Source organism: Pseudomonas sp. HMSC057H01, assembly GCF_001836405.1.
Classification (GTDB): Bacteria; Pseudomonadota; Gammaproteobacteria; order Pseudomonadales; family Pseudomonadaceae; genus Pseudomonas; species Pseudomonas aeruginosa.
The window spans coordinates 52224-76368 of sequence record NZ_KV828464.1 but is presented as its reverse complement, the minus strand read 5'-3'; the positions used below and the strand labels follow the sequence as shown (position 1 = coordinate 76368).

At 66.8% G+C, this 24145-nt stretch carries 21 protein-coding genes; 14 read left to right on the top strand and 7 right to left on the bottom strand.

Features of this window, described 5'->3' with window-relative positions; genetic code table 11:
* Nucleotides 1–4: 4 nt before the first annotated feature.
* The 5 genes from HMPREF2581_RS14570 (at nucleotide 5) to HMPREF2581_RS14550 (ending at nucleotide 7927) form a co-directional block, all read left to right on the top strand.
* Nucleotides 5–2248 (top strand): YgiQ family radical SAM protein, encoded by a 2244-nt coding sequence (locus HMPREF2581_RS14570; RefSeq protein ID WP_003109464.1) that lies wholly within the window; start codon nucleotides 5–7, stop codon nucleotides 2246–2248.
* A gap of 261 nt (nucleotides 2249–2509) precedes the next feature.
* The gene (locus HMPREF2581_RS14565) at nucleotides 2510–5008 is read left to right on the top strand and encodes a circularly permuted type 2 ATP-grasp protein (protein ID WP_003141707.1); all 2499 of its coding nucleotides are present in this window, start codon (nucleotides 2510–2512) and stop codon (nucleotides 5006–5008) included.
* Nucleotides 5008–5943: a transglutaminase family protein gene (locus tag HMPREF2581_RS14560; protein WP_003141705.1), complete on the top strand. Its 936-nt coding sequence runs from the start codon at nucleotides 5008–5010 to the stop codon at nucleotides 5941–5943. Before HMPREF2581_RS14565 ends, HMPREF2581_RS14560 begins: the two co-directional genes overlap by 1 nt.
* 250 nt (nucleotides 5944–6193) lie before the next feature.
* Complete coding sequence (locus HMPREF2581_RS14555) at nucleotides 6194–7045, top strand: mechanosensitive ion channel family protein (RefSeq protein ID WP_003141704.1); 852 nt, start codon at nucleotides 6194–6196, stop codon at nucleotides 7043–7045.
* A 186-nt stretch (nucleotides 7046–7231) separates the two neighbouring features.
* Nucleotides 7232–7927: a peptidoglycan DD-metalloendopeptidase family protein gene (locus tag HMPREF2581_RS14550; RefSeq protein WP_003141702.1), complete on the top strand. Its 696-nt coding sequence runs from the start codon at nucleotides 7232–7234 to the stop codon at nucleotides 7925–7927.
* Between the two features lie 12 nt (nucleotides 7928–7939).
* Here HMPREF2581_RS14550 and HMPREF2581_RS14545 read toward each other — a convergent pair whose 3' ends face one another.
* Nucleotides 7940–8527, bottom strand: a complete 588-nt coding sequence (locus tag HMPREF2581_RS14545) for an LOG family protein (protein WP_003141699.1) — start codon at nucleotides 8525–8527, stop codon at nucleotides 7940–7942.
* A 275-nt stretch (nucleotides 8528–8802) separates the two neighbouring features.
* Here HMPREF2581_RS14545 and azu point away from each other — a divergent pair, with 275 nt between their 5' ends.
* Nucleotides 8803–9249 (top strand): azurin, encoded by a 447-nt coding sequence (azu, locus tag HMPREF2581_RS14540; RefSeq protein ID WP_003141697.1) that lies wholly within the window; start codon nucleotides 8803–8805, stop codon nucleotides 9247–9249.
* 68 nt (nucleotides 9250–9317) lie between these two features.
* Here the strand turns inward: azu and choE are convergent, their stop codons facing one another.
* From choE to HMPREF2581_RS14520, 4 genes are all read right to left on the bottom strand, one after another.
* On the bottom strand, nucleotides 9318–10241 hold the full coding sequence (gene choE, locus HMPREF2581_RS14535) for a cholinesterase ChoE (protein WP_003141695.1): 924 nt from the start codon (nucleotides 10239–10241) through the stop codon (nucleotides 9318–9320).
* A 133-nt stretch (nucleotides 10242–10374) separates the two neighbouring features.
* On the bottom strand, nucleotides 10375–11202 hold the full coding sequence (gene nadE, locus HMPREF2581_RS14530) for an ammonia-dependent NAD(+) synthetase (protein WP_003109458.1): 828 nt from the start codon (nucleotides 11200–11202) through the stop codon (nucleotides 10375–10377).
* A 28-nt stretch (nucleotides 11203–11230) separates the two neighbouring features.
* The gene (gene pncB / locus HMPREF2581_RS14525) at nucleotides 11231–12430 is read right to left on the bottom strand and encodes a nicotinate phosphoribosyltransferase (protein WP_003099996.1); all 1200 of its coding nucleotides are present in this window, start codon (nucleotides 12428–12430) and stop codon (nucleotides 11231–11233) included.
* 2 nt (nucleotides 12431–12432) lie between these two features.
* Nucleotides 12433–13092, bottom strand: coding sequence for a nicotinamidase (locus tag HMPREF2581_RS14520; RefSeq protein ID WP_003141693.1), 660 nt, complete (start codon nucleotides 13090–13092; stop codon nucleotides 12433–12435).
* Between the two features lie 109 nt (nucleotides 13093–13201).
* Between HMPREF2581_RS14520 and HMPREF2581_RS14515 the strand changes: the two genes are divergently transcribed.
* Together HMPREF2581_RS14515 and HMPREF2581_RS14510 are read left to right on the top strand one after the other, a co-directional pair.
* Nucleotides 13202–13804: an adenylyltransferase/cytidyltransferase family protein gene (locus HMPREF2581_RS14515; RefSeq protein ID WP_003141692.1), complete on the top strand. Its 603-nt coding sequence runs from the start codon at nucleotides 13202–13204 to the stop codon at nucleotides 13802–13804.
* A gap of 14 nt (nucleotides 13805–13818) precedes the next feature.
* Complete coding sequence (locus HMPREF2581_RS14510; protein WP_003112292.1) at nucleotides 13819–14514, top strand: NUDIX domain-containing protein; 696 nt, start codon at nucleotides 13819–13821, stop codon at nucleotides 14512–14514.
* 46 nt (nucleotides 14515–14560) lie between these two features.
* Here the strand turns inward: HMPREF2581_RS14510 and HMPREF2581_RS14505 are convergent, their stop codons facing one another.
* Both HMPREF2581_RS14505 and HMPREF2581_RS14500 read right to left on the bottom strand, forming a co-directional pair.
* Nucleotides 14561–16186: a methyl-accepting chemotaxis protein gene (locus HMPREF2581_RS14505; RefSeq protein ID WP_003141691.1), complete on the bottom strand. Its 1626-nt coding sequence runs from the start codon at nucleotides 16184–16186 to the stop codon at nucleotides 14561–14563.
* A 56-nt stretch (nucleotides 16187–16242) separates the two neighbouring features.
* Nucleotides 16243–17181 (bottom strand): LysR substrate-binding domain-containing protein, encoded by a 939-nt coding sequence (locus HMPREF2581_RS14500; RefSeq protein ID WP_003095575.1) that lies wholly within the window; start codon nucleotides 17179–17181, stop codon nucleotides 16243–16245.
* A 619-nt stretch (nucleotides 17182–17800) separates the two neighbouring features.
* Between HMPREF2581_RS14500 and HMPREF2581_RS14495 the strand changes: the two genes are divergently transcribed.
* The 6 genes from HMPREF2581_RS14495 to HMPREF2581_RS14470 all read left to right on the top strand — a co-directional run bounded on the left by HMPREF2581_RS14495 (nucleotide 17801) and on the right by HMPREF2581_RS14470 (nucleotide 23908).
* Nucleotides 17801–18925, top strand: a complete 1125-nt coding sequence (locus HMPREF2581_RS14495) for a branched-chain amino acid ABC transporter substrate-binding protein (protein ID WP_003141690.1) — start codon at nucleotides 17801–17803, stop codon at nucleotides 18923–18925.
* 234 nt (nucleotides 18926–19159) lie between these two features.
* On the top strand, nucleotides 19160–20074 hold the full coding sequence (locus HMPREF2581_RS14490) for an ABC transporter permease subunit (RefSeq protein ID WP_003095571.1): 915 nt from the start codon (nucleotides 19160–19162) through the stop codon (nucleotides 20072–20074).
* Between the two features lie 10 nt (nucleotides 20075–20084).
* Nucleotides 20085–21362 carry a high-affinity branched-chain amino acid ABC transporter permease LivM gene (livM, locus tag HMPREF2581_RS14485; RefSeq protein WP_003099983.1) on the top strand — a complete coding sequence of 426 codons (1278 nt, stop codon included), beginning with the start codon at nucleotides 20085–20087 and terminating at the stop codon, nucleotides 21360–21362.
* A complete protein-coding gene (locus HMPREF2581_RS14480; protein WP_003095566.1) occupies nucleotides 21359–22231 on the top strand; it encodes an ATP-binding cassette domain-containing protein in 873 nt (290 codons plus the stop codon). The genes livM and HMPREF2581_RS14480 overlap by 4 nt, the downstream gene beginning before the upstream one ends.
* Nucleotides 22228–22944, top strand: coding sequence for an ABC transporter ATP-binding protein (locus HMPREF2581_RS14475; RefSeq protein ID WP_003095563.1), 717 nt, complete (start codon nucleotides 22228–22230; stop codon nucleotides 22942–22944). The genes HMPREF2581_RS14480 and HMPREF2581_RS14475 overlap by 4 nt, the downstream gene beginning before the upstream one ends.
* A gap of 70 nt (nucleotides 22945–23014) precedes the next feature.
* Nucleotides 23015–23908 carry a bifunctional Delta(1)-pyrroline-2-carboxylate/Delta(1)-piperideine-2-carboxylate reductase gene (locus tag HMPREF2581_RS14470; protein ID WP_003141689.1) on the top strand — a complete coding sequence of 298 codons (894 nt, stop codon included), beginning with the start codon at nucleotides 23015–23017 and terminating at the stop codon, nucleotides 23906–23908.
* Nucleotides 23909–24145 lie beyond the last annotated feature (237 nt).

Here is a 24145-nt window from a genome sequence, read left to right as displayed (position 1 = left end):
CGTGATGCAAGCCGCCAAGCCGCTGTTCGACTATCCCAAGTACTGGGCCGAGTGTTTCGGTCCGGCGCCCTTCCTGCCTATGAGTAGGGAAGAGATGGATCAGCTCGGCTGGGACTCCTGCGACATCATCATCGTCACCGGCGATGCCTACGTCGACCACCCGTCCTTCGGCATGGCCATCATCGGCCGCCTGCTGGAGGCCCAGGGGTTCCGCGTCGGCATCATCGCCCAGCCGGACTGGCAGTCGAAGGACGACTTCATGAAGCTCGGCGAGCCGAACCTGTTCTTCGGCGTGGCGGCCGGCAACATGGACTCGATGATCAACCGCTACACCGCGGACAAGAAGGTCCGTTCCGACGACGCCTACACCCCCGGCGGCCTGGCCGGCAAGCGCCCGGACCGCGCCAGCCTGGTCTACAGCCAGCGCTGCAAGGAGGCCTACAGCCATGTGCCGGTGATCCTCGGCGGGATCGAGGCCTCGTTGCGCCGTATCGCCCATTACGACTACTGGCAGGACAAGGTCCGCCGCTCGATCCTGATGGACGCCACGGCCGACATCCTGCTCTACGGCAACGCCGAGCGTGCGGTGGTGGAAATCGCCCAGCGCCTGGCCCAGGGCGAACCGCTGAGCGCGATCACCGACGTGCGCGGCACCGCCTTCGTCCGTCGCGACACCCCGGAGGGCTGGTTCGAGATCGATTCCACGCGGATCGACCGGCCGGGCAAGATCGACAAGATCATCAATCCCTACGTGAATACCCAGGACACTGCCGCCTGCGCCATCGAGCAGGAAAAGGGCGTGCAGGAGGACCCGCAGGAAGCCAAGGTCGTGCAGTTGCTGGCGAACCCCAGGCTGACCCGGGAGAAGACCGTGATCCGCCTGCCGTCTTTCGAGAAGGTGCGCAACGACCCGGTGCTCTATGCCCACGCCAACCGCGTGCTGCACCTGGAGACCAACCCGGGCAACGCCCGTGCCCTGGTGCAGAAGCACGGCGAAGTGGATGTCTGGTTCAACCCGCCGCCCATTCCGATGAGCACCGAGGAAATGGACTACGTGTTCGGCATGCCCTATGCCCGCGTACCGCACCCGGCCTACGGCAAGGCGAAGATTCCCGCCTACGAGATGATCCGCTTCTCGGTGAACATCATGCGTGGCTGCTTCGGCGGCTGCACCTTCTGCTCGATCACCGAGCATGAGGGACGGATCATCCAGAACCGCTCGCACGACTCGATCATCCGCGAGATCGAGGAGATGCGCGACAAGGTGCCCGGCTTCACCGGCGTGGTCTCCGACCTTGGCGGACCGACGGCGAACATGTACCGCATCGCCTGCAAGAGCCCGGACATCGAGCGGCACTGCCGCAAGCCGTCCTGCGTGTTCCCCGGCATCTGCGAGAACCTCGATACCGACCACAGCTCGCTGATCGAGCTGTACCGCAAGGCCCGGGCGCTGCCGGGGGTGAAGAAGATCCTGATCGCCTCCGGCCTGCGCTACGACCTCGCCGTCGAGTCGCCCGAGTACGTCAAGGAACTGGTGACCCACCACGTCGGCGGCTACCTGAAGATCGCCCCGGAGCACACCGAGCGCGGTCCGCTGGACAAGATGATGAAACCGGGGATCGGCACCTACGACCGCTTCAAGCAGATGTTCGAGAAGTTCTCGAAGGAAGCCGGCAAGGAGCAGTACCTGATCCCGTACTTCATCGCCGCCCACCCCGGGACCACCGACGAAGACATGATGAACCTGGCCCTGTGGCTCAAGCGCAACGGCTTCCGCGCCGACCAGGTCCAGGCGTTCTATCCCTCGCCGATGGCCACCGCCACCGCGATGTATCACTCGGGCAAGAACCCGCTGCGCAAGGTCACCTACAAGAGCGATGGCGTGACCATCGTCAAGAGCGACCAGCAGCGGCGCCTGCACAAGGCCTTCCTGCGCTACCACGACCCGAAAGGCTGGCCGCTGCTGCGCGAGGCGCTGGAGCGGATGGGGCGCGCTGACCTGATCGGCAATGGCAAGCACCACCTGATCCCGACCTACCAGCCGGATACCGGCGAATACCAGAGCGCCCGGCGGAAGAACTCGACGCCGGCCGGCAGCAAGAAGGCCGGCAAGCTGCTGACCCAGCATACCGGCCTGCCACCCCGCGCCAGCGACGGTGGCCAGCCGTGGAGCAAGGGCCAGCAGAACAAGGCGGCGGCCTTCGCCAAGGGCAAGAAGAAGCCGCGCCAGCCGAACATCCCGCGCTGATCGCCGGGGCGGCCCTGCCGCCCGCAAAGGGTGCGTGGCTGCAACCCTGCCAGCGGTCGCGCACCGTCGCGGTGCATCGCCGTGGCGCGACCTCCTGGTCGCCCGGGCCTGGCGGCGCTGGCACAAGTCTTGCGCTTCCGGGGCAACCCGGTCTTCGCGGAGAACCGCGCTGGCGGACCCGGCAACGCCTCGTCGCTTCGCTCCGGCGGCGCGTCGCCGACTCCGCTACAGTGACCGCAACCCCAGCCCCGCGAGCCTTCGATGCCCGAGCTGCTTGCCCACTATCCGTTCACCGATACGGCCTACCATGAGCTGCTCGATCGCCAGGGTGGCGTGCGTCCCCATTGGCAGCGGCTGTTCCGCCAACTGGAGCGCAGCAGCCCTGAGCAACTGCGCCAGCGCCAGGCCCTGGTGGAACGGCAGATCCAGGAGAACGGCGTCACCTACAACGTCTACGCCGATCCCAAGGGCACCGACCGCCCCTGGGCGCTGGACCTTCTGCCGAACCTGCTGTCCGCCGCCGAGTGGCAGCCGATTGCCGCCGGCGTGGCACAGCGTGCTCGGCTGCTCAACGCGCTGCTGGCCGACCTGTACGGCGAGCAGCGTCTGCTCGCCGAAGGGCTGCTGCCCAGCGAACTGGTCTTCGGCCATCCGAACTTCCTCTGGCCGGCGCTCGGCATCCGGCCGCCCGGCGGGATTTTCCTGCACAGCTATGCCGTCGACCTGGCGCGCGATGCCGACGGACGCTGGCAGGTCCTTGCCGACCGCACCCAGGCGCCGTCCGGCGCGGGCTATGCGCTGGAGAACCGGCAGATCGTCTCGCGGGCCTTGCCGGAACTCTATCGCGACCTGCGTGTGCAGCATCTCGCCGGGTATTTCCGCACCCTGCAGGAGACCCTCGCCAGCCAGGCCGCCGGCGACGGCGAGACGCCGCTGGTGGTGCTGCTGACTCCCGGACGTTTCAACGAAACCTACTTCGAGCATCTCTACCTGGCGCGCCAGCTCGGTTTCCCGCTGGTCGAGGGGCACGACCTGACGGTGCGCGACGCCACCCTCTATCTCAAGACCCTCGGCGGCCTGAAACGGGTGCATGCGGTATTGCGGCGCCTCGATGACGACTTCTGCGATCCGCTGGAATTGCGTACCGACTCGGCGCTGGGCATTCCCGGCCTGCTCGAGGCGGTACGCCAGGGGCGCGTACTGGTGGCCAACGCGTTGGGCAGCGGGGTGCTGGAATCGCCCGGCCTGCTCGGCTTACTGCCGCAGGCCTGTCGCCGCCTGCTTGGCGAGGAACTGGCGCTGCCCTCGCTCGACACCCGCTGGTGCGGCGAGCCGCAAGCCCTCGAGGCGATACTCGCGGCACTGCCCGACCTGGTGATCAAGCCGGCCTTTCCCGGCCAGCGCTGCGAACCGCTGTTCGGCCACGCCCTCGACAGTGCCGGCCTGGCATCCCTCGGCGAGCGCTTGCGCGAGCGCCCGCAGGCCTACGTGGCGCAACGCCTGGCGCAGTTGTCCCAGGCACCGGTCTGGCGCGACGGCGAGGCCGGCGTCGGCCTGCAGTCGCGGGCCATCGGCATGCGCGTGTTCGCCGTCGCCGCCGCCGACGGACGCTACTGGGTGATGCCCGGCGGCCTGACCCGCGTAGCCTCGGCGGCGGATGCCGAGGTGGTGTCGATGCAACGCGGCGGGGCGAGCAAGGACACCTGGGTGCTGGCCGAGCGAGCAGTCGGCGGCGAGCCGTTGCGACCGCGCCGGCTCGGCGTGCGCGACCTGGTCCGCGAGGATCCCTACCTGCCGTCGCGGGTGGTGGAGAACCTGTTCTGGTACGGCCGCTATGCCGAGCGTTGCGACGACCATGCGCGCCTGTTGCGGGTGGTGCTGTCGCGCTACGTGGATGCCGATGGCGACGAAGAGGCGTTGCGCAGCGCCCTGGCCCTGGCCGGCGGCATCGGCCTGCTGCCCGGGGATGGCGAGCCGTTGGAAAGGTGCCTGTTGCGGGCGTTGCTCGACGAGCACTGGCCGGCGAGCCTGTGCGCCAACCTGCGGCGCCTGCACTGGGCGGCGGCGCAGGTGCGCGGGCGCTTGTCCGGGGAGAACTGGCTGGCCTTGCTGGAGCTGCAACGCGACATGCAGGCGCTCGATCCGGCACGCACCGACCTCGGCGAAGCGCTGGACTTCCTCAACCGGCTAGTGATGTCCCTGGCAGCCTTGTCCGGTTTCGCCCTCGACGACATGACCCGCGACGACGGCTGGCGTTTCCTGATGATCGGCCGGCGCATCGAGCGCGTGCGCTTCTTCGCCGAGAGCATCGCCGCCTTCCTCGACGGCGGTAGCGCCTGGGACGCCGGCGCGCTGGAATGGCTGCTGGAACTGGGTAACAGCGGCATCACCTACCGCTCGCGCTACCTGGCGTCGCCGCAACTGGTCCCGGTGCTCGACCTGCTCCTGTTGCACGAGCAGAACCCGCACTCGCTGCGCTTCCAGTTGCAGGCCCTGGAGCGTTCGCTGGAGCGCCTGCACGAGGAGTTCGGCGCGCCACGCGAGCGGGAACTCAGGACCCTGGGCGAACGCCTGCGCAGCTTCGATCTGGCGGCCCTGGAAAGCCCGCTGTTCGGCGCGGCAGGACTCGACGAGGTGCTCGTCGGGCTGGCGCGACTGCTGCGCGACATCGCCGCCTGCGCCGGACAGGTCTCCGATCGGCTAGGCTTGCGCTATTTCGCCCATGTCGACGATGTCAGCCAGAGAACGGTATCCACCTGATGTCCGCACCCGCGCTTCGCTCCGTTCCGCTCCAGGGCGCCCGCTACCAGGTGCTGCACGACACCCATTACCGCTATGCGACGCCGGTCTCGCTGTCGCGGCAACTGGCGCATCTCTGGCCACGCGAATGCGCCTGGCAGGCCTGTCATGAGCGGGAACTGCTGATCGAGCCGGGGCCGAGCCGGCGCGAGGATGGCCACGACGCATTCGGCAATCCGCTGAGCCGGCTGGCCTTCGAGCGTCCCCACGAGGCGCTGCGGGTCAGCGCGCGGCTGCAGGTCGAGGTGTTCGCCCATGCGCCGGCGCAACTGGCCGCGTCGCCGGCATGGGAGCGCGTCGCCGCCGGGCTGGCATTTTCCGGGCGGGCGCTGTCCGCCGCCGAACTGGAAGCCTGCCGCTACCGCGTCGAGTCGCCCTATGTGCGCATCCAGCGGCGGTTCGTCGAGTTCGCCGCCGACTGCTTCCTGCCCGGACGGCCGTTGCTGGTGGTGGCGGCGGCACTGATGGGGAAGATCTTCCGCGAGTTCGCCTTCGATGCGCAGGCCACCCAGGTGGCGACGCCGCTGGACGAAGTGCTGGAGCGCCGTCGCGGGGTCTGCCAGGACTTCGCCCACCTGATGCTCGCCTGCCTGCGCGCGCGCGGACTGGCGGCGCGCTACGTCAGCGGCTACCTGCTGACCCGCCCGCCGCCCGGGCAGGCGCGACTGATCGGCGCCGACGCCTCGCATGCCTGGGTCTCGCTGTATTGCCCGGAGAACGGCTGGGTGGATTTCGACCCGACCAACGACCTGTTGCCCGACCTGGAGCACATCACCCTGGCCTGGGGGCGGGATTTTTCCGATGTGTCGCCGCTGCGCGGGGTGATCCTCGGCGGTGGTAGCCATGACCCGGAGGTGCGGGTGACGGTGCTGCCGCTACAGGAAACAGCCGGCTGATCAAAAAGTGATCGGTCTCGCGGAGGCCCTGCCGCCCGGGACTCCCGGACCTTTTCACCCAGGTTGTCCACAGCCTCGCCCACGCCGTTTGGGGACAACGAAGCGGTGCTCCGGCAAATTCGCGGCGCCGTGCTAGTTTTTCCAGAATCCGCTACGGACGTTGTCGGGCCAAGGGCCGGAGCCTGCCTTTCCGGTGCCAGGGGCGGTTCTCGTACGGAGCCAGACTCCTTCCTTGCGCACGGTGAGCGATATGGATGACACGACGATCGTCAACGTAGGTACCGAGAAGATCAACGCGCTCTGGGCGACGGTGTCCCAGTACGCCTTCGCCTTCGGCATCAAGATTCTCGCGGCCATCGCCTTCTGGATGATCGGCCGCTGGCTGATCGGCTTCGCCGTCGGCATGGTGCAGAAATCCCTCGAGCGGCAAAAGGTCGATCCCACCGTGCTGCGCTACGTGGGTTCGTTCATCACGGTGACCCTGAACGTGCTGCTGGTGGTGGGCATCCTCGGTTTCTTCGGCATCCAGACCACCAGCCTGGCGGCGCTGATCGCGGCGGTCGGCCTGGCCATCGGCATGGCCTGGTCGGGATTGCTGGCGAACCTGGCGGCCGGCGGTTTCATCATCGTCCTGCGGCCGTTCAAGGTCGGCGACTTCATCTGCGCCGGCGGAGTGGCCGGCACGGTGAAGGAGATCGGCCTGTTCACCACGGCGATCAACACTCCGGACAACGTGCTGACCATGGTCGGCAACAACAAGATATTCGGCGACAACATCCAGAACTTCACCCACAACCCGTTCCGCCGGGTCGAGTTGAAGGCGCAGCTTTCCGGTGCCGCCGACTACCAGGCGGCCATCGCCCTGCTCAAGCAGCGTGTCGCGGCGATTCCCAACGTGCTCGGCGAGCCGCCGGTGGACGTGGAGATCCTCGAGTTCAACCTGGTCGGGCCGGTGCTGGCGGTGCGCCCGTATTGCCACAACGACCATTACTGGCAGGTCTATTTCGATACCAACAAGGTGATCAAGGACGCCCTCGGCGCCGACTTCCCGGCACCGATGCCGGCGCAGACGGTGATCGTGCAGCAGTCCGCCGGTGCCTGACGTTTCCCGCTCGGCACCAACGCCCCGTCCTGCGGGGCGTTGGCGTTTGTGCGCGGACCGGGTGGCGGGCCGCGCGGAGAAAACGGGCCATCGGCGAGTCCAACGGGCACCCCGGCGAACAAGGTATAGTGCGGGCCTGCAACCGTCGCCGCAGCCGGCCGGGTTTCATCGGGAAAAGGATTCCGTGTGTTCTTCAGATTGCTCTTGATCGCCGTCCTGCTGGCGGTATCCGCGTGCAGCTCCAAGGCTCCCGGCCCGGGGGCGTCGGTGCCGAAGGTCGTGCGCGGCGAGTATCGCGTCAAGCGCGGCGACACCCTCTATTCGATCGCCACCCGGCACGGCTGGAACTACAAGGACCTGGCGCGCGCCAACGGCATCCGCCCGCCCTACGCGGTCAAGGTCGGCCAGGTAGTGCGCTTCGACGGGCGCAAGTCGACCTACGTCGCCAGCAGCCGCTCCTCGTCGAGCAGCCGTGCGCGCAAGTCGCCGCCTCCGCCGCCGTCGGTGACCCTGCGCGGCTGGCAGTGGCCGATGAAGGGGCCGGTGATCCGCCGCTTCTCCAGTTCCGACAAGCTCAACAAGGGCATCCGCATCGCCGGCACCCTGGGCCAGCCGGTACAGGCCTCGCTGGCCGGCAAGGTGGTGTTCGCGGTGAACAACATGCGTGGCTACGGCAACCTGGTGATCATCCAGCACGGTACCTCGTACACCAGCACCTACGCGCACAACAGCCGCTTGCTGGTGAAGGAGGGGCAGATGGTCAGCAAGGGCCAGAAGATCGCCGAGGCCGGTTCCTCGGATGCCGACCGGGTGCAACTGTACTTCGAGATCCGCCAGAACGGCCGGCCGCTCGACCCGCTGAGCCTGCTGCCGCCGTCCTGAGAGAGGAGCGGATCACTGCGGGGTGCGGTCGACCCACTTCGGCGCCACGCTTGGCGTCCAGGCGGCGAGGGCATCGAGCAGCGCCTCCGGGCTGGCACCGCGCTGCAGCATGCCGCGGTGTTCGGCGCGGACGAAGCGTTCGTCGACCAGGTGGTCGAGGAAGGTCAGCAGCGGATCGTAGAAACCGTTCACTTCGAGCAGGCCCAGCGGCTTGGCGTGGTAGCCCAGTTGGCCCCAGGTCCAGACCTCGAACAGCTCTTCCAGGGTGCCGAGCCCGCCGGGCAGGGCGACGAAGGCGTCGGCCAGCTCGGCCATGCGCGCCTTGCGCGCGTGCATGCCGTCTACCACTTCCAGGCGGGTCAGGCCCTTGTGGCCGATCTCGGCCTCCTGCAGGCTCTGCGGGATGATCCCGATCACTTCGCCGCCGGCGGCCAATGCGGCGTCCGCCACGGTGCCCATCAGACCGACCGCGCCGCCACCGTAGACCAGGGTCAGGCCGCGATCGGCCAGGTGCCGGCCGAGGGCCACGGCGGCTTCCTGGTAGACCGGGGAAGCGCCGGGGCTGGCGCCACAGAATACGCAGACGGAACGCAAGGTCATGATCGACTCCTGTCGGGGGTGGAAAAAGGCGCACAGGGTAGCGGCTGGGAGCGCTTCGACCAAGCCGTGCGAAGCGTTGCCGGACGTTGCGTCGCAGGCGCGAAGCGGCACATCTGTGCTAAAACAGGAGTTCCCCGTAGTAAACGCCGGGCAGATCCCGCTCGATGCCCCGCCACGTCCGGTTCGGGTTTGACCTGAATCAGTGGAACTCGGTGCCCGATCGGGCAGTCTGCTCTTTCAGGATTCATCGCCCAACCTGCCTAGGAGGCTGCTCCATGCTACGTAAACTCGCTGCGGTATCCCTGCTGTCCCTGCTCAGTGCGCCGCTGCTGGCTGCCGAGTGCTCGGTGGACATCCAGGGTAACGACCAGATGCAGTTCAACACCAATGCCATCACCGTCGACAAGAGCTGCAAGCAGTTCACCGTCAACCTGTCCCACCCCGGCAACCTGCCGAAGAACGTCATGGGCCACAACTGGGTACTGAGCACCGCCGCCGACATGCAGGGCGTGGTCACCGACGGCATGGCTTCCGGCCTGGACAAGGATTACCTGAAGCCCGACGACAGCCGTGTCATCTCCCACACCAAGCTGATCGGCTCGGGCGAGAAGGACTCGGTGACCTTCGACGTCTCCAAGCTGAAGGAAGGCGAGCAGTACATGTTCTTCTGCACCTTCCCGGGCCACTCCGCGCTGATGAAGGGCACGCTGACCCTGAAGTGATGCGCGAGCGATCCGCTGCATGAAAAAGCCCGGCCGCTGCCGGGCTTTTTCATGGGCGCGCGCCGGGCTCAGCGCGCGTAGCGCGCCGCCATCGCTTCGCCGGCCAGTTGGTGCACGCGCCGGGTCGGATGCCACTCGTCCCAGAAGTAGTACTGGTCCGGGTTGGCGCAGGCCGGGCGGACGCTGGGCTGGGTCGGCTGGCAGGGCGCGTCCAGCTCCACCAGGCCGTAGCGCGCCGAGTTGCGCCGCAAGTGGCGGCTGAAGGTGAGATGGTCGAACCAGCTCAGCTCCAGGCCGCGGGTCTTGCGCAGGGCGGCGAGCTGGATCGGCAGGCTGGCGTTGACCGCTTGCAGGTAGCGCTGCGCACGCTCGACCCGGTTGCCGACGACCACCGCCGGGACCACGCTCAGGTCGGTCGAACTGACCACCAGGAAGCGTCGTGCGCCGGCCTCTCCGAGACGCTGCACCGCGGCGCGGATGTTCGCCACGCTGCTGCCGGCCAGTTGTTCCAGGGTCTGCTCGCCGGCGAAATCCTCATGCTCGAAGAAATCGTTGGCGGAGACGAAGATGAAGTGCAGCGCCTGGCCGTCGGCCGGCTTGCCGTCCAGCGTGGCGAGGTAGGCGTCGACCTGGCCGGCGAGGCCGGTATGGCGGTAGGCGCTCATCCAGCCGTAGTAGTTGTCCGCTCCGCTCTTGGCGCCGCCCACCGCATGGTCGGCCAGTTGTGCGCCGAGCTGGCGGGCGAGCACCTCGACGGCGGTCGGGCCGTTGCTCCAGCGGCCCTGCCAGTAGACTTCGCCGGGCAATGCCTGGGCGCCGGCGATGCCCTTGACGAGCATCTCGCGGGTCAGTCGCTGGCTTTCGCCGTTGTCCGAATAGCTGTCGCCGAAGGCGTGGATCTGCCGTACCGGCGCGAGCAGCGGGGACGTGTGTCCGCAGGCCTGGCCGGCCAGCAGGACACCGAGGAGCAGGGCGGGGAGACGGGTGCGCATGGCTGGCCTTCGCAGGGATTCAGCTTCCTTCTAGCGCGCCGCCGCGCGGACTTGAAGACCTGGTTGCGACAGGCACATTCCCGCCCGCGACAAAGGCCCGTCGACGACGGGCCTGCCGCACGGGCCGGGAGGCTCAGGGCGCCTTCGGCAGTTCGCGCTTGTGCTGGGTCTTGTGGTAGGTGTCGACGATCACCCGCGCGGCTTCCTCGCGCAGCGGCTGGCCGTGCAGGAAGGCGTCGATCTCGGCATAGGTGACGCCGTGGGAAGCCTCGTCCGGATGGCCGGGGCGCAGGTCCTCGAGGTCGGCGGTGGGGATCTTCTCCACCAGGTTCTCCGGAGCGCCGAGGGCGCGGGCGAGGGCGCGCACCTGATGCTTGGCCAGGCCGCTGAGCGGAGCCAGGTCGCAGGCGCCGTCGCCGAACTTGGTGAAGAACCCCATGACCGCCTCGGCGGCATGGTCGGTGCCGATCACCAGGCCGCCGCGGGCGCCGGCGATGGCGTACTGGGCGACCATGCGGATGCGCGCCTTGATATTGCCGATGACGAAGTCGCTCTTCGCCGGCTCGAGTCCTTCCAGGGCTTCCAGCTGTTCCGCCAGGGCTTTCACCGACGGACCGATGTTGACGGTCTGCTCTTCGTCGGCGCGGATGGTCGCCAGCGAGGCCTGGGCATCGGCCTCGTCCTGCTGCACCTGGTAGGGCAGGCGCACGGCGATGAAGCGGTAGGCCTGGTCGCCGGTCTGCTCGCGCAGTTGCTCGACGGCGCGCTGGGCCAGCAGGCCGGCGGTGAGCGAGTCGACGCCGCCGCTGATCCCCAGCACCAGGGTCTTCAGCCCGGCATCCTTCAGGCACTGCTGGATGAAGGCGATGCGCCGGGCGATCTGCGCCTGCACGTCGGCCTCCGACTGGAACGGCGGCTGGACCTGCAGGGCTTGGGCGATGTCGCGTTGGATCTGTTGCATGTTCGGGCTCCCGTTAGGTACGAAAGGATTAGGCCGGCACGTTGAAGACGTGGCGGAGGTAGGCGACGAAGTTCTCGTCGCGGCATTGGGTCTTGCCCGGGGCGTCGGATATCTTCGCCACCGGATGGCCGTTGCAGGCCGTCATCTTCAGGACGATGTTCATCGGCTCGACCCCCGGGATGTCGCAGGTCAGGTTGGTGCCGATGCCGAAGCTGACGTTGATCTTGCCACGTAGCGCGCGGAACAGCTGCAACGCCTTGGGCATGTCCAGCCCGTCGGAGAACACCAGGGTCTTGCTCAGCGGGTCGATACCCAGGCGGCGGTAGTGGGCGATGGCTTTCTCCGCCCAGGCCAGCGGGTCGCCCGAATCGTGGCGCAGGCCGTCGAAGAGCTTGGCGAAGTACAGGTCGAAGTCGTCGAGGAAGGCGTCCATGGTAATGCAGTCGGTCAGGGCTATGCCGAGCTGCCCGCGGTACTCGCGGACCCAGCAGTCCAGCGCCGCCTGCTGGCTGTCGACCAGCCGCGGGCCGAGTTGCTGGTGGGCCATCAGCCATTCGTGGGCCATGGTGCCGATCGGCTTGAGATCGTACTCGCGGGCCAGGTGCACGTTGCTGGTGCCAACGAAGCGCCCGGGGAAGTCGCGCTTGAGGATATGCACCACTTCCTCCTGGGTGCGGTAGGAGAAGCGCCGGCGGGTGCCGAAGTCGGCGACCTGGAATTCCGCGAGTTCCTCGCTGCTGGCCTGGGCGGAGAGCCAGTCGAGCTTGCGATAGAGCTGCTCGCCGACCTGTTCCAGGACCACCTCGCGGTAGCGATAACGGTTGCGCACCTCGCTGACGATGGCCAGCAGCGGCACCTCGAAGAGGATCACGTGCAGCCATGGGCCGCGCAGGCGGATTGCCAGTTGGCCATCCTCGATGCCGGTGTGCACGTAGCGCAGGTTGAAGCGGAACAGGCTGAGGAAGCGGATGAAGTCCGGCTTCATGAACGGGATGCGTTCAAGGAAGGCGAGCTGGTCGGCGGTTACCTCGACTTCGGCGAGGCGCTCGATCTGGTAGCGGATCTCCGCCAGGTACGGACGCAGGTCCTCGGCGTTGCGGCAGCGGAATTCCCACTCCACTTCGGCGTTGGGGTAGTTGTGCAGCACCGCCTGCATCATGGTCAGCTTGTAGAAATCGGTATCGAGCAGGTTCTGCACGATGCGCTCGGCAAAGACGCTTTCGGCCATGTTCACTTCTCCTTGTCGGCGCCGGTGAGGGCGCTATCCAGTCGTTCCAGGTCGGCGCAGAGGATCACCCCGGCGTCGCGCATCTCGTCGCAGGCCCGCTGCGCGGTGTCCTCGGCGATGGCCCGGCAGGCGGGCAGGTAGAGCAGCACCTCGAAACCGGCGCGGCGCAGTTGCAGGGCGGTGTTCTTCACGCAGTAGTCCAGCGCCAGGCCACCCACCAGCACATGGCTCACGCCATTCTGCCTCAGGTATTCGATGACCCCGGTGCTGCGGCGTTCCGCCAGATCGTGGTAGCAGGCGCCGTAGGGGTGCAGGTCCGGCTCCACGCCCTTCCAGACGAAGAAGTCGTAGTCGATCGGCCGCGGCAGTTCGTCGAGCAGCTCGAAGCCCGGCGTACCCGGTACGCAGTGGCTCACCCAGGTCAGGTCGGCATCCGGATAGGCCAGCGGCCGCAGCATCTGCTCGGCGCTTTCCACTACCCAGGCAGCCTTCGGGCTGTGCGCGTCCTTGCTGCCCAGGCGCAGCGCGGCGCGGCTGGCCAGTTGGTTGAGGGCGGCGCCGATGGCGTCGCCGCCGGGCACCGGCAGTTCGTCCGGGCACAGCGGGGTGAAGCCTTTCTGGGCGTCGACATCGAAGCTGGCGATCTTGCTGGGGCGATTCATGGAAGCCTCCGCTTGACGGGTTGGGGCTGAATGTGGGTACATAATTCATCACGTGAAATAAGTCGTCAAGCACTTGTACTACAAAATTTCGCAGTGGAAGGTATTTTCTATGCGTGATGAAATAAGTTCCCGGATTCGCCGACTGCCTGCCGGGATGAGCGGCGGACGCGCCCCCGACTTCGCTCTCGCGGTCTATGGTGGGGCGTTCGACCCGCCGCACCCCGGCCATGAGTCGGTGATCCGCCGGGCGCTGCTTTGCGCCGAACGGGTCGCCCTGGTGCCGAGCCACCGCCACGCCTTCGGCAAGCGCATGGGCGATTTCGAGCTGCGCTGCCGCTGGCTGGCGCGGCTGGCCCGGCGGATCGATCCGCGGCGGGTGTATTGCGAGCCGATCGAAGCAGGATTGATGCCCGATCGTCCGGCGGTCTACAGCATCGACCTGCTGGAAGCGCTGGCCGCGCGTAGCGGCCTGGCGTCAGCGCGGATCGCCCTGCTGATCGGCGCCGACAACGAGGCGGAGCTGCCGCGCTTCGAACGCGCCGCCGAATTGTGCTGGCGCTTCGGCCGGCTGGTGGCGGAGGAGCGGCTGCCGCTGCACAGCTCGATGATCCGCCAGCGCCTGCGCGAAGGACTGGCGATACCGGAGGCCTGGTGCCTGCCGGAAGTGAAGGACGAACTGCACTGCTATGGCGGCGAACGCCAGGCGGGCTGAAGAGAGGAGTGACGATGAGTTCAGCGGAAGTATTGGCCAGCGTGGATATCGTGGCGTTGCGCCTGAACCCCGGGCACGGACTGGAGCTGTTGCTGATCCGCCGCGCCCAGGCGCCTTTCGCCGGCCAGTGGGCCTTGCCCGGCGTGCTGGTCAACGGCCGCAGCGCCGACCACAGCCTCGACGACGCGGCGGTGCGCGCCCTGCGCGACAAGGCGCGGCTGGAGCCGGCCTACATCGAGCAGGTGGCCACGGTCGGCAACGCGGTACGTGACCCGCGCGGCTGGTCGCTGAGCGTGTTCTACCTGGTGCTGGTCGGCCCGGACACCCAGGTGGAGGACGACGACCTCGACTTCGTGCCGCTGCGCGACGTTCGCAGCGAGCGCTTCGCCCTGCCGTTCGACCACGCCCAACTGGTACAGCAGGCCTGCGAGCGCCTGGCGAGCAAGTCGGTGTACAGCGCCCTGCCGTTGTTCCTGCTGGCGCCGCGCTTCACCGTGGCCGAGGCGCTGAAGGCTTTCGAGTGCGCCATCGGCCAGGAAGTCCAGCATTCCAGCCTGCGCGGCCGCCTGGAGCGGATGAAGGAGGCTGGCTGGGTCGAGGACACCGGCGAACGCCAGCGTCCGCCCATGGGGCGCCCGCAACACGTCCTGCATTTCACCCCGAAGCCGGGCGGCGCCTTCGTTTTCGACCGCAGCCTGCTGGCGTCCTGACAAGCGGGTGCGGCAGGGCCGGTGAGGCCGCTCCCTGCCGCGCTTGCTAGACGGTGAAGCGCTGGATCTGCTGCTCCAGCCCGTTTGCCAGCTTCGCCAGCTCGACACTGGAGGTGGAGGTCTTCACCGCGCCCTCGGCGACTTCGCCGATGCTGGCATTGAGCGAGTCGATGTTCTGGCTGACCTCGCTCGCGGTGGCGGTCTGTTCTTCCGTCGCCGTGGATATCTGCGCGTTGCTCTGGGCGATGCCTTCGATCGCCTGGGCGATGAGACCGAGCGCCTTTCCCGCCTCGTGGGCGCGCTGGACGCTGACCTGGGCCTGCTCGCGTGACTGCTGCATCACGCTGACCGCGCTGCTGGCGCCTGCCTGCAGGGCTTCGATCATCTCGCGGATGGTTTCGGTGGCCTTGTGCGTATTGGTGGCCAGGCTGCGCACTTCATCGGCGACCACCGCGAACCCGCGTCCGGCCTCGCCCGCCCGTGCGGCTTCTATCGCGGCATTGAGGGCGAGCAGGTTGGTCTGCTGGGCGATGTTCTGGATGACTTCCAGGACGGTGCTGATTTCATCGGTCTTGTTGCGTAGCGTGTCGATGACGGCTCCCGCCTCTCCGACCATGACCGACAGGCCCTGGATGGCGTCGAGGTTCGCATGCACGAGGCCGGTTCCGGTGTGCGCCTCGCTGTTCGCCGATTCCGCGCTGGCCGCGGCGGCCTGGGCGTTCCGCGCCACGTCCTGGACCGCCATGCTCATCTGGTGTACCGCCGTGGCGACCATGTCGGTCTGGTCGCCTTGGGACGTGGCGACATGGCTGACCTGGTTGCTGATGGCGCTCATCTCGTCCGAGGTGACGGTCAGCTTCCTGGCCGTTTCGGCGAGATGGCGGAGCAGCGCCTGCTGGCTTTCCAGCATCATATTGAAGGCGCGCGCCGTATCGGACACTTCGTCGCGCCCGCGCGCATCGGCGCGGAGCGTGAGATTCGAGGAGTCCTGCACGCGGCGGATCACCCCGCGCAGATCGGAAAGCGGGCGCATGATCGACAGGCTGATGAACCAGGCCGCGGCGACGATGAGGACCAGGGCTGCGGCGCCGATGAGCAGGAAGGTGGTGCGCATGGAGTCGTAGCGTTTCTCCATCTGCTCGTTGAGCTTGGCGCCTTCGCTGAGTTGCAGGTCGATCAGCGTCGACAGCGCGGTTCCCAGCGGATCGAACGCACCATACATCTCGCGATTGAACGTGCCGGCCTCGACGTTTCGCAGGCTTCCGGCCCTGGCCTGCTCGCCGTATGCCAGGGTCATCCGCTTGACCTGTTCCAGGGTGGGGACCAGCGACTCGATGATTTCCTTCTCGGCGGCAGTCCGGTGGTCTGCGGAATAGTCGGCCCACGACTTCTCGATGCGCGACAGCGCCCCACTCAACTCCTGCTGCAGGCGCTCTTCATCGAAGACGCCCGCACGGTACTTGTGCAGGGCGTCGACCACGCTGACCGCAACGGCGTCGGCGACGATCTTGAGCTGGCTGATGGGCTTCATCCGGTTGTTGAAAAGGTCCTGGAAGCTGGCATCGAGTCGACTGGCGTTGGCCAGCGCCATCGCGATGACCGTGACGAGCATCGTCAGGGGCAGCAACGCCAGGACCAGCAGGCGGATTCGAACCGTGACGCCAGTAAGCATGGGACGTTCCGAGGTGAACCGAGTGAGAGTAAAGATGGTTCCGCGCAGCGGAAACGTCAAACCGGGCCGTGGCGCGTCTGGCGGGGGCCCGCTGAGGGTTGCTCCTGCTCCAGGCGCTCTACCATCCACTCGATGAAATGGCGCACCTTGGGGACTTCCGCGGCATGCTCGGGATAGGCCAGGTAGTAAGCCTCCTGGCTGGGCAGGGCGTGCGGCCAGGCGATCGCCAGCTTGCCTTCGGCGAGTTCCTCCTCGACCAGGAAGCGCGGTAGCAAGGCTACCCCGCAACCGGCCTGGGCGGCGCGGATGCACATGTAGAAGGTGTCGAAGCGTGGACCGTGGTAGCAACCCTGGCAATTTCGCTCCAGGCTGGCGAACCAGTCGTGCCAGGCCTCCGCGCGGCTGGCGTTCTGCAGCAGCACCAGCCCCGCCAGTTGGGTCGGCTCGTCCAGTCCGCCGGCCGGCAGCAGGGATGGCGCGCAGACCGCCACCAGTTGTTCGCCGAACAGGCGTATGCACTCGGCGCCCGGCAGGGTGCCGGGGCCGAAGAAGAACGCCAGGTCGCAATGGCCCTGGCGCAGGTCGTCCGGTTCCAGTTCCTGGCGCAGGTCGAGGTGGATGTTCGGGTGGCGGTGGCGCCAGCCGTTCAGTTGCGGGATCAGCCAGCGCGCGCCGAAGGTCGGCGGGGTCGCCACTCGCAGCACTTCGGTCTCGCCGCCGTAGGAAAGCAGGAAGCGGGTGGACAGCTCTACCTGCTGCAGGATGCGTCGTACCTCGGCCAGGTACAGCTCGCCGGCCGGGGTCAGTTGCAGGCGCTTGCGCACCCGGCGGAACAGGGCGTGCTGCAACTGCTCCTCGAGTTGCGCGACCTGCTTGCTCATGGCGCTCTGGGTCAGGCTCAACTCTTCGGCGGCGCGGGTGAAGCTCAGGTGCCGGGCTACCGCTTCGAAGCATTGCAGGGCGGTCATCGACGGCAGGCGGCGTTTGTTCAGCATGGCGGGTTTCCTGGCGCGGGTGGAGCGGGCGGAACGCGTTATATGAATAAACGGAATGACGTGGGGAGGAAAGCTCGCTTGCCGGAGTGGCGGGCGACGCTTATTACTGCCGGCAAGTCTCGCGATAGAGCATTCGCTGGCTTATGACGAATCCGTCACAGGGCTTTGCGCCGAACGTGGCGTCGCTCACGGATATGTCCATGTCGTATTCGAATCGATTTTTTCCGCCAAGTACCGAATCCCGGGAAGTTCATGTTCATATTAATTTTAAAAACCGCTCTGTCCTGCACTTTCATTGAAAAAGAGGACCTCAATTAGTGCGTGCAGCGCACCAGTGACGTGCAGTTTCTAACCGCTTCAATATCGTTGTAGAGTTATTCCTAAGAACGGTTCAGGCCTTGTGAGGCCTGGGCTGTAGCTCTCCGAAGGGGATTCGGAGAAATGCCTAAATGACTGATTTCCAATAACAAAGATAAAAACGGAAAGGAGGGCTAAAGTTCTTGTGGCCGGCCACTCAGGAAAAAAACGAATGGCACGCCGCTTGCTCTGCCTGTTGAGCGAAACACAACAACAACATCGTAGTTACGAGCGCCAACATCATCCTCAGGAGCAACACCCCATGTCCAAGAAGCTGTTCAGAAAAGGCATCCTGGCTCTCGCGGTTTCGTCCGTGATGGGTCTTTCCACGCATGCGCTGGCCGACGTCGTGATCGGCGTGGCCGGACCGCATACCGGCGCCAACGCCTCCTTCGGCGAGCAATACTGGCGCGGCGCGTCCCAGGCGGCGGAAGACATCAACGCGGCGGGTGGGATCAACGGCGAGAAGATCAAGCTGGTCAAGGCCGACGACGCCTGCGAACCGAAGCAGGCCGTGGCCGTGGCCAACCGCCTGGTGGACCAGGACAAGGCCATCGCCGTGGTCGGCCATTTCTGCTCTTCTTCGACCATCCCCGCATCCGAGGTCTACGACGAGGCCGGGATCATCGCCATCACCCCCGGTTCCACCAACCCGCAGGTCACCGAGCGCGGACTCTCCGGGATGTTTCGCATGTGCGGCCGCGACGACCAGCAGGGCGTGGTCGCCGGCGACTATATCGTCAAGGTGCTGAAGGCCAAGAAGGTCGCGGTGATCCACGACAAGGACACCTATGGCCAGGGCCTGGCGGACGCCACCAGGGCGCAACTGAACAAGCTCGGCGTGAAAGAGGTTCTCTACGAGGGCCTGACCCGCGGCGAGAAGGACTTCAACGCGCTGGTTACCAAGATCCGCGCCTCCGGTGCCGAGGTCGTCTACTTCGGCGGCCTGCATCCGGAAGCCGGTCCGCTGGTACGGCAGATGCGTGAACAGGGACTGACCGCCAAGTTCATGTCCGACGACGGCGTGGTCACCGACGAACTGGCGACCACCGCCGGCGGTCCGCAGTACGTCAAGGGCGTGCTGATGACCTTCGGCGCCGACCCGCGGCTGATCCCCGACGGCAAGGCGGTGGTGGAGAAGTTCCGTGCCGGCGGTTTCGAGCCGGAAGGCTACACCCTCTACTCCTACGCCTCGATCCAGTCCCTGGCGGCGGCCTTCAACGGCGCCGGCGCCAACGATCCGGCCAAGGCCGCCGAGTGGCTGAAGTCGAATCCGGTGCAGACCGTGATGGGCAAGAAGGAATGGGACAAGAAGGGCGACCTGAAAGTCTCCGACTACGTGGTCTACGAGTGGGACGACAAGGGCAAGTACCACCAGTTGCCCTGATCGCGCTCGACCGCCATGCGCCGGGCACAGGCTCGGCGCATGGGTAAGTCCGGGAGCTGCTGAAGTGCTCGCCCGTGCTTGCCGCCGTAGTGCGGATTCACCGAAGACGTCTGCGTGTGGTCGGTCTGGAGTCCCGCGATCCGGGGCCGTTTCAGTAGCACCCGTCCGCTTTCACCGGCGAGCGCCGGCGCGCCTTACAAAGGCCGTCGCGATTCGCCCTGAAGAGACTGAAAAATGGACGGCATCTTCCTCCAGCAAATGATCAACGGGCTGACCCTCGGCTCGGTCTACGGCCTCATCGCCATCGGCTACACCATGGTCTACGGCATCATCGGCATGATCAACTTCGCCCACGGCGAGGTGTACATGATCTCCGCCTACCTGTCGGCCATCGCCCTTGCCCTGCTGGCCTTCTTCGGCCTGCAGAACTTCCCGCTGCTGATCCTCGGCACCTTGCTGTTCACCGTGCTGGTGACCTGCACCTACGGCTGGGTGATCGAGCGCATCGCCTACAAGCCGCTGCGCAACTCCACGCGCCTGGCGCCGCTGATCTCGGCGATCGGCATGTCGCTGATCCTGCAGAACTACGTGCAGGTGGCACAGGGACCGCGCCAGCAGGGGATCCCGACCCTGCTCGACGGCGCCCTGAAATTCCACGTCGGCGACGGTTTCGTCCAGCTCACCTACACCAAGCTGTTCATCCTGATCGCTTCGCTGATCGGCATGGCAGTGCTGACCTACGTGATCCGCTACACCAAGCTCGGGCGCATGTGCCGGGCGACCCAGCAGGACCGCAAGATGGCTTCGATCCTGGGGATCAACACCGACCGGGTGATCTCCTACGTGTTCGTCATCGGCGCCGCGATGGCCGCCCTGGCCGGGGTGCTGATCACCATGAACTACGGCACCTTCGACTTCTACGCCGGCTTCATCATCGGCATCAAGGCGTTCACCGCGGCGGTGCTCGGCGGCATCGGCTCGCTGCCCGGGGCGATGCTCGGCGGCCTGGTGCTGGGAGTGGCCGAGGCGCAGTTCTCGGGGATGGTCAACACCGACTACAAGGACGTGTTCGCCTTCTCGTTGCTGGTACTGATCCTGATCTTCCGTCCCCAGGGCCTGCTCGGCCGCCCGCAGATCGCCAAGGTGTAAGGGGACGACGATGAGCAACGAGACTTCCATCGATCTCAAGCAGTGCGTCCTCGATGCCGTGCTCTCCGGGTTGATCGCCCTGGTGGTGTTCGGCCCCATCGTCGGCGTGGTCCTCGACGGCTACGGCTTCAACCTGCATTACGAGCGGGTCGGCTGGATCATCGCGATCGTGATGGCCGGGCGCTTCCTGCTCAGCCTCTACCTGCAGACCCGCGGCGGGCGGGCCGTGCTGGAGCGCTTCGAGGGGGCTGGCAGCGGCGTCCACGTCCTGCCGCCGGGTTACAAGACCCGCTTGCGCTGGATCGTGCCGCTGATCCTGGTGGCCGCGGTGATCTTCCCCTTCTTCGCCAGCAAGTACCTGCTGGCGGTGGTCATCCTCGGCCTGATCTACGTGCTGCTGGGCCTGGGCCTGAACATCGTGGTCGGCCTCGCCGGGCTGCTTGACCTCGGCTACGTGGCCTTCTACGCCATTGGTGCCTATGGCCTGGCGCTGGGCTACCAGTACCTCGGCCTGGGCTTCTGGACCGTCCTGCCGCTGGCCGCGCTGACCGCCGCGGTGGCCGGGGCGATCCTCGGCTTCCCGGTGTTGCGCATGCATGGCGACTACCTGGCGATCGTCACCCTGGGCTTCGGCGAGATCATCCGCCTGGTACTGAACAACTGGCTGTCCTTCACCGGCGGGCCGAACGGCATGCCGGCGCCGGCGCCGACCTTCCTTGGCCTGGAGTTCGGCCGCCGGGCCAAGGATGGCGGGGTGCCGATCCACGAGTTCCTCGGCATCGCCTACAACCCCAACATGAAGTTCCTGTTCATCTACGTGGTGCTGTTCCTGGTCGTGCTGCTGGTGCTCTACATCAAGCACCGGCTGACCCGGATGCCGGTCGGGCGCGCCTGGGAGGCGCTGCGCGAGGACGAGATCGCCTGTCGCGCGATGGGCCTAAACCATGTGCTGGTGAAACTCTCGGCGTTCATGCTCGGCGCCTCCACCGCGGGACTGGCCGGGGTGTTCTTCGCCAGCTACCAGGGCTTCGTCAACCCGTCCTCGTTCAACTTCTTCGAGTCGGCGCTGATCCTCGCCATCGTCGTGCTCGGCGGCATGGGCTCGACGGTCGGGGTGGTGATCGCCGCCTTCGTCCTCACCGTGGCGCCGGAGCTGCTGCGCAGCTTCGCCGACATCCGCGTGCTGCTGCTCGGGATACTCATGGTGGTGATGATGATCTGGCGGCCGCGCGGGCTGATCCGCATCAGCCGGGTGGGCTTCGCCCCGCGCAAGGGGGTGGCGCCATGAGCGACAAGATCCTCAGCGTCGAGCACCTGATGATGCACTTCGGCGGCATCAAGGCGCTCAACGACGTCAACCTCGACGTCGAGCGCGGTTCGATCACCGCGCTGATCGGCCCCAACGGCGCCGGCAAGACCACCGTGTTCAACTGCCTCACCGGCTTCTACAAGGCCACCGGCGGCAACATCCTGCTCAACACCCAGGGGCGCACCACGGACGTCATCCAGGTGCTCGGCGAGCCGTTCCAGCTGGACGACTTCGTCAAGCCGCCGCAACTGGGCAGTCGCCTCTACTACAAGATGTTCGGCGGCACCCACCTGGTGAACCGCGCCGGGCTGGCGCGGACGTTCCAGAACATCCGCCTGTTCAAGGACATGTCGGTGGTGGAGAACCTGCTGGTGGCGCAGCACATGTTCGTCAACCGCAACCTGCTCGCCGGCATCCTCAACACTCCCGGCTATCGCCGCGCCGAGAGCGAGGCGCTGGACCACGCGTTCTACTGGCTGGAGGTGGTCGACCTGGTGGACTGCGCCAACCGCCTGGCCGGCGAGATGTCCTACGGCCAGCAACGGCGCCTGGAGATCGCCCGGGCCATGTGCACGCGGCCGGAACTCATCTGCCTGGACGAACCGGCCGCCGGCCTCAACCCGGCCGAGACCCACGCCCTGAGCAACATCGTCCGCTACCTGCGCGACCACCACGGGATCACCGTACTGCTGATCGAGCATGACATGGGCATGGTGATGAACATCTCCGACCACATCATCGTGCTCGACCACGGCGACGTGATCGCCCGTGGCAACCCCGAACAGATCCGCCATGACGAGAAGGTGATCGCCGCCTATCTCGGTGCCGACGAAGAGGAGCTGTCATGAGCGCGGCGTTGCTGGAATTCCGTGAGGTGGACGTGTTCTACGGGCCGATCCAGGCGCTGAAGAAGGTCTCGCTGCAGGTCAACGAGGGCGAGACGGTGAGCCTGATCGGTGCCAACGGCGCGGGCAAGTCGACGCTGTTGATGTCGATCTTCGGCCAGCCGCGCGCGGCGGCCGGGCAGATCCTCTATCGCGGCCAGGACATCCGCCAGAAGTCGGCGCACTACGTGGCGTCCAACGGCATCGCGCAGTCGCCGGAAGGACGCCGGGTGTTCCCCGACATGAGCGTCGAGGAAAACCTGCTGATGGGTACCATTCCCATCGGCATGGACCACGCCGAGGAGGACATGCAGCGCATGTTCGAGCTGTTCCCGCGCCTGAAGGAGCGGCGCAACCAGCGCGCCATGACCATGTCCGGCGGCGAGCAGCAGATGCTCGCCATCGCCCGCGCGCTGATGAGCCGGCCGAAGCTGCTGTTGCTCGACGAGCCCTCCCTGGGCCTGGCGCCGATCGTGGTCAAGCAGATCTTCCAGACCCTGCGCGAGCTGGCCAGGAGCGGCATGACCATCTTCCTCGTCGAGCAGAACGCCAACCATGCGCTGAAGCTCTCCGATCGCGCCTACGTGATGGTCACCGGGGAAATCCGCATGAGCGGCAGCGGCGAAGAACTGCTCGGCAACCAGGAGGTGCGCAACGCCTATCTCGGCGGACATTGAGCGCGCCCCGCCCCGGCTGCCTGGCCGCCGGGGCGGGCGCTGCCTTGGAGCCACGGAGGAAACTCGACTTATGCACAGCCTGCGCTTTTTCAGCAACGCCGAGGTCGCCGAGCGCCTGTCTTATCCACAACTGATCGAGGCGTTGCGCATCGGCCTGGCCAAGCCTTGCAGTGCGCCGCTGCGCAGCTGCCATGCCTTGCCGGGGCAGGCCTCGTTGCTACAGATGCCGGTGTGGCAGGCCGGCGAGGGGATCGGCGTGAAACTGGTGACGGTGTTCCCCGGCAACGGCGCGCGTGGCCTACCGGCGGTGGCCGCGGTGTTCGCCCTGTTCGACGGCGAAGACGGTCGCCCGCTGGCGTTGCTGGAGGCTTCGGAACTGACCGCCCGGCGTACCGCCTGCAGCTCGGCGCTGGCCGCCGACTACCTGGCGCGGGACGATGCGCGGCGCCTGCTGGTGGTCGGCTGCGGAACCCTGGCTGCGCACATGGTGCGGGCCCACGCCTGCGTGCGCGACTATCGCCACATCGACATCTGGGGCCGCGATCCGGCCAAGGCCGCCGCGCTGGCCGCCCGGCTGCGCGCGGCGGTGGAGGCGGCCGACTGCGTCAGTTGCGTTACCACCTCCCGCGAAGCGCTGGTGCGCGGCGCATGGCTGAAGCCGGGCGTCCATCTCGACCTGGTTGGCGCCTTCCTGCCGTCCATGCGCGAGACCGACGCCCTGGCGGTGGCGCGCGCGCGGATCGTGGTGGACACCCGCGCAGGCGCGCTGGAAGAAGCCGGCGACCTGTTGCAGGCGATCGCCGAAGGCGCCATCGGGCACGAGGCGATATCCACCGAACTGCGCGACTTGCTGGGCGGGGCTGGGCGGCGCGGCGATCCCGGGGAAATCACCCTGTTCAAGTCGGTGGGTTATGCGCTGGAGGACCTGGTCGCCGCGCGCCGGGTTGTGGATAACGCCGCCTGAGGTTGTTCAGGATTTCTGTGCGGGGGCTTGTGGATAAGGTGGGTAAGAACCGCCAAGCCCCTGAATTGGCGAGGGTTAGGCGTGGCTGGTCAGAAAATGATCAGTGCTCGCGCCGGGGCACTTATCCCCAGCGCGTGGTCATGCCGCTGCCACAGTTGTTCAGGAAAACTGTGCGACGCCCTGTGGACAAGTTGGTGGCTGTTCGCTGCGGCCCAAGCACGGTGCGGGCTCCGCGAG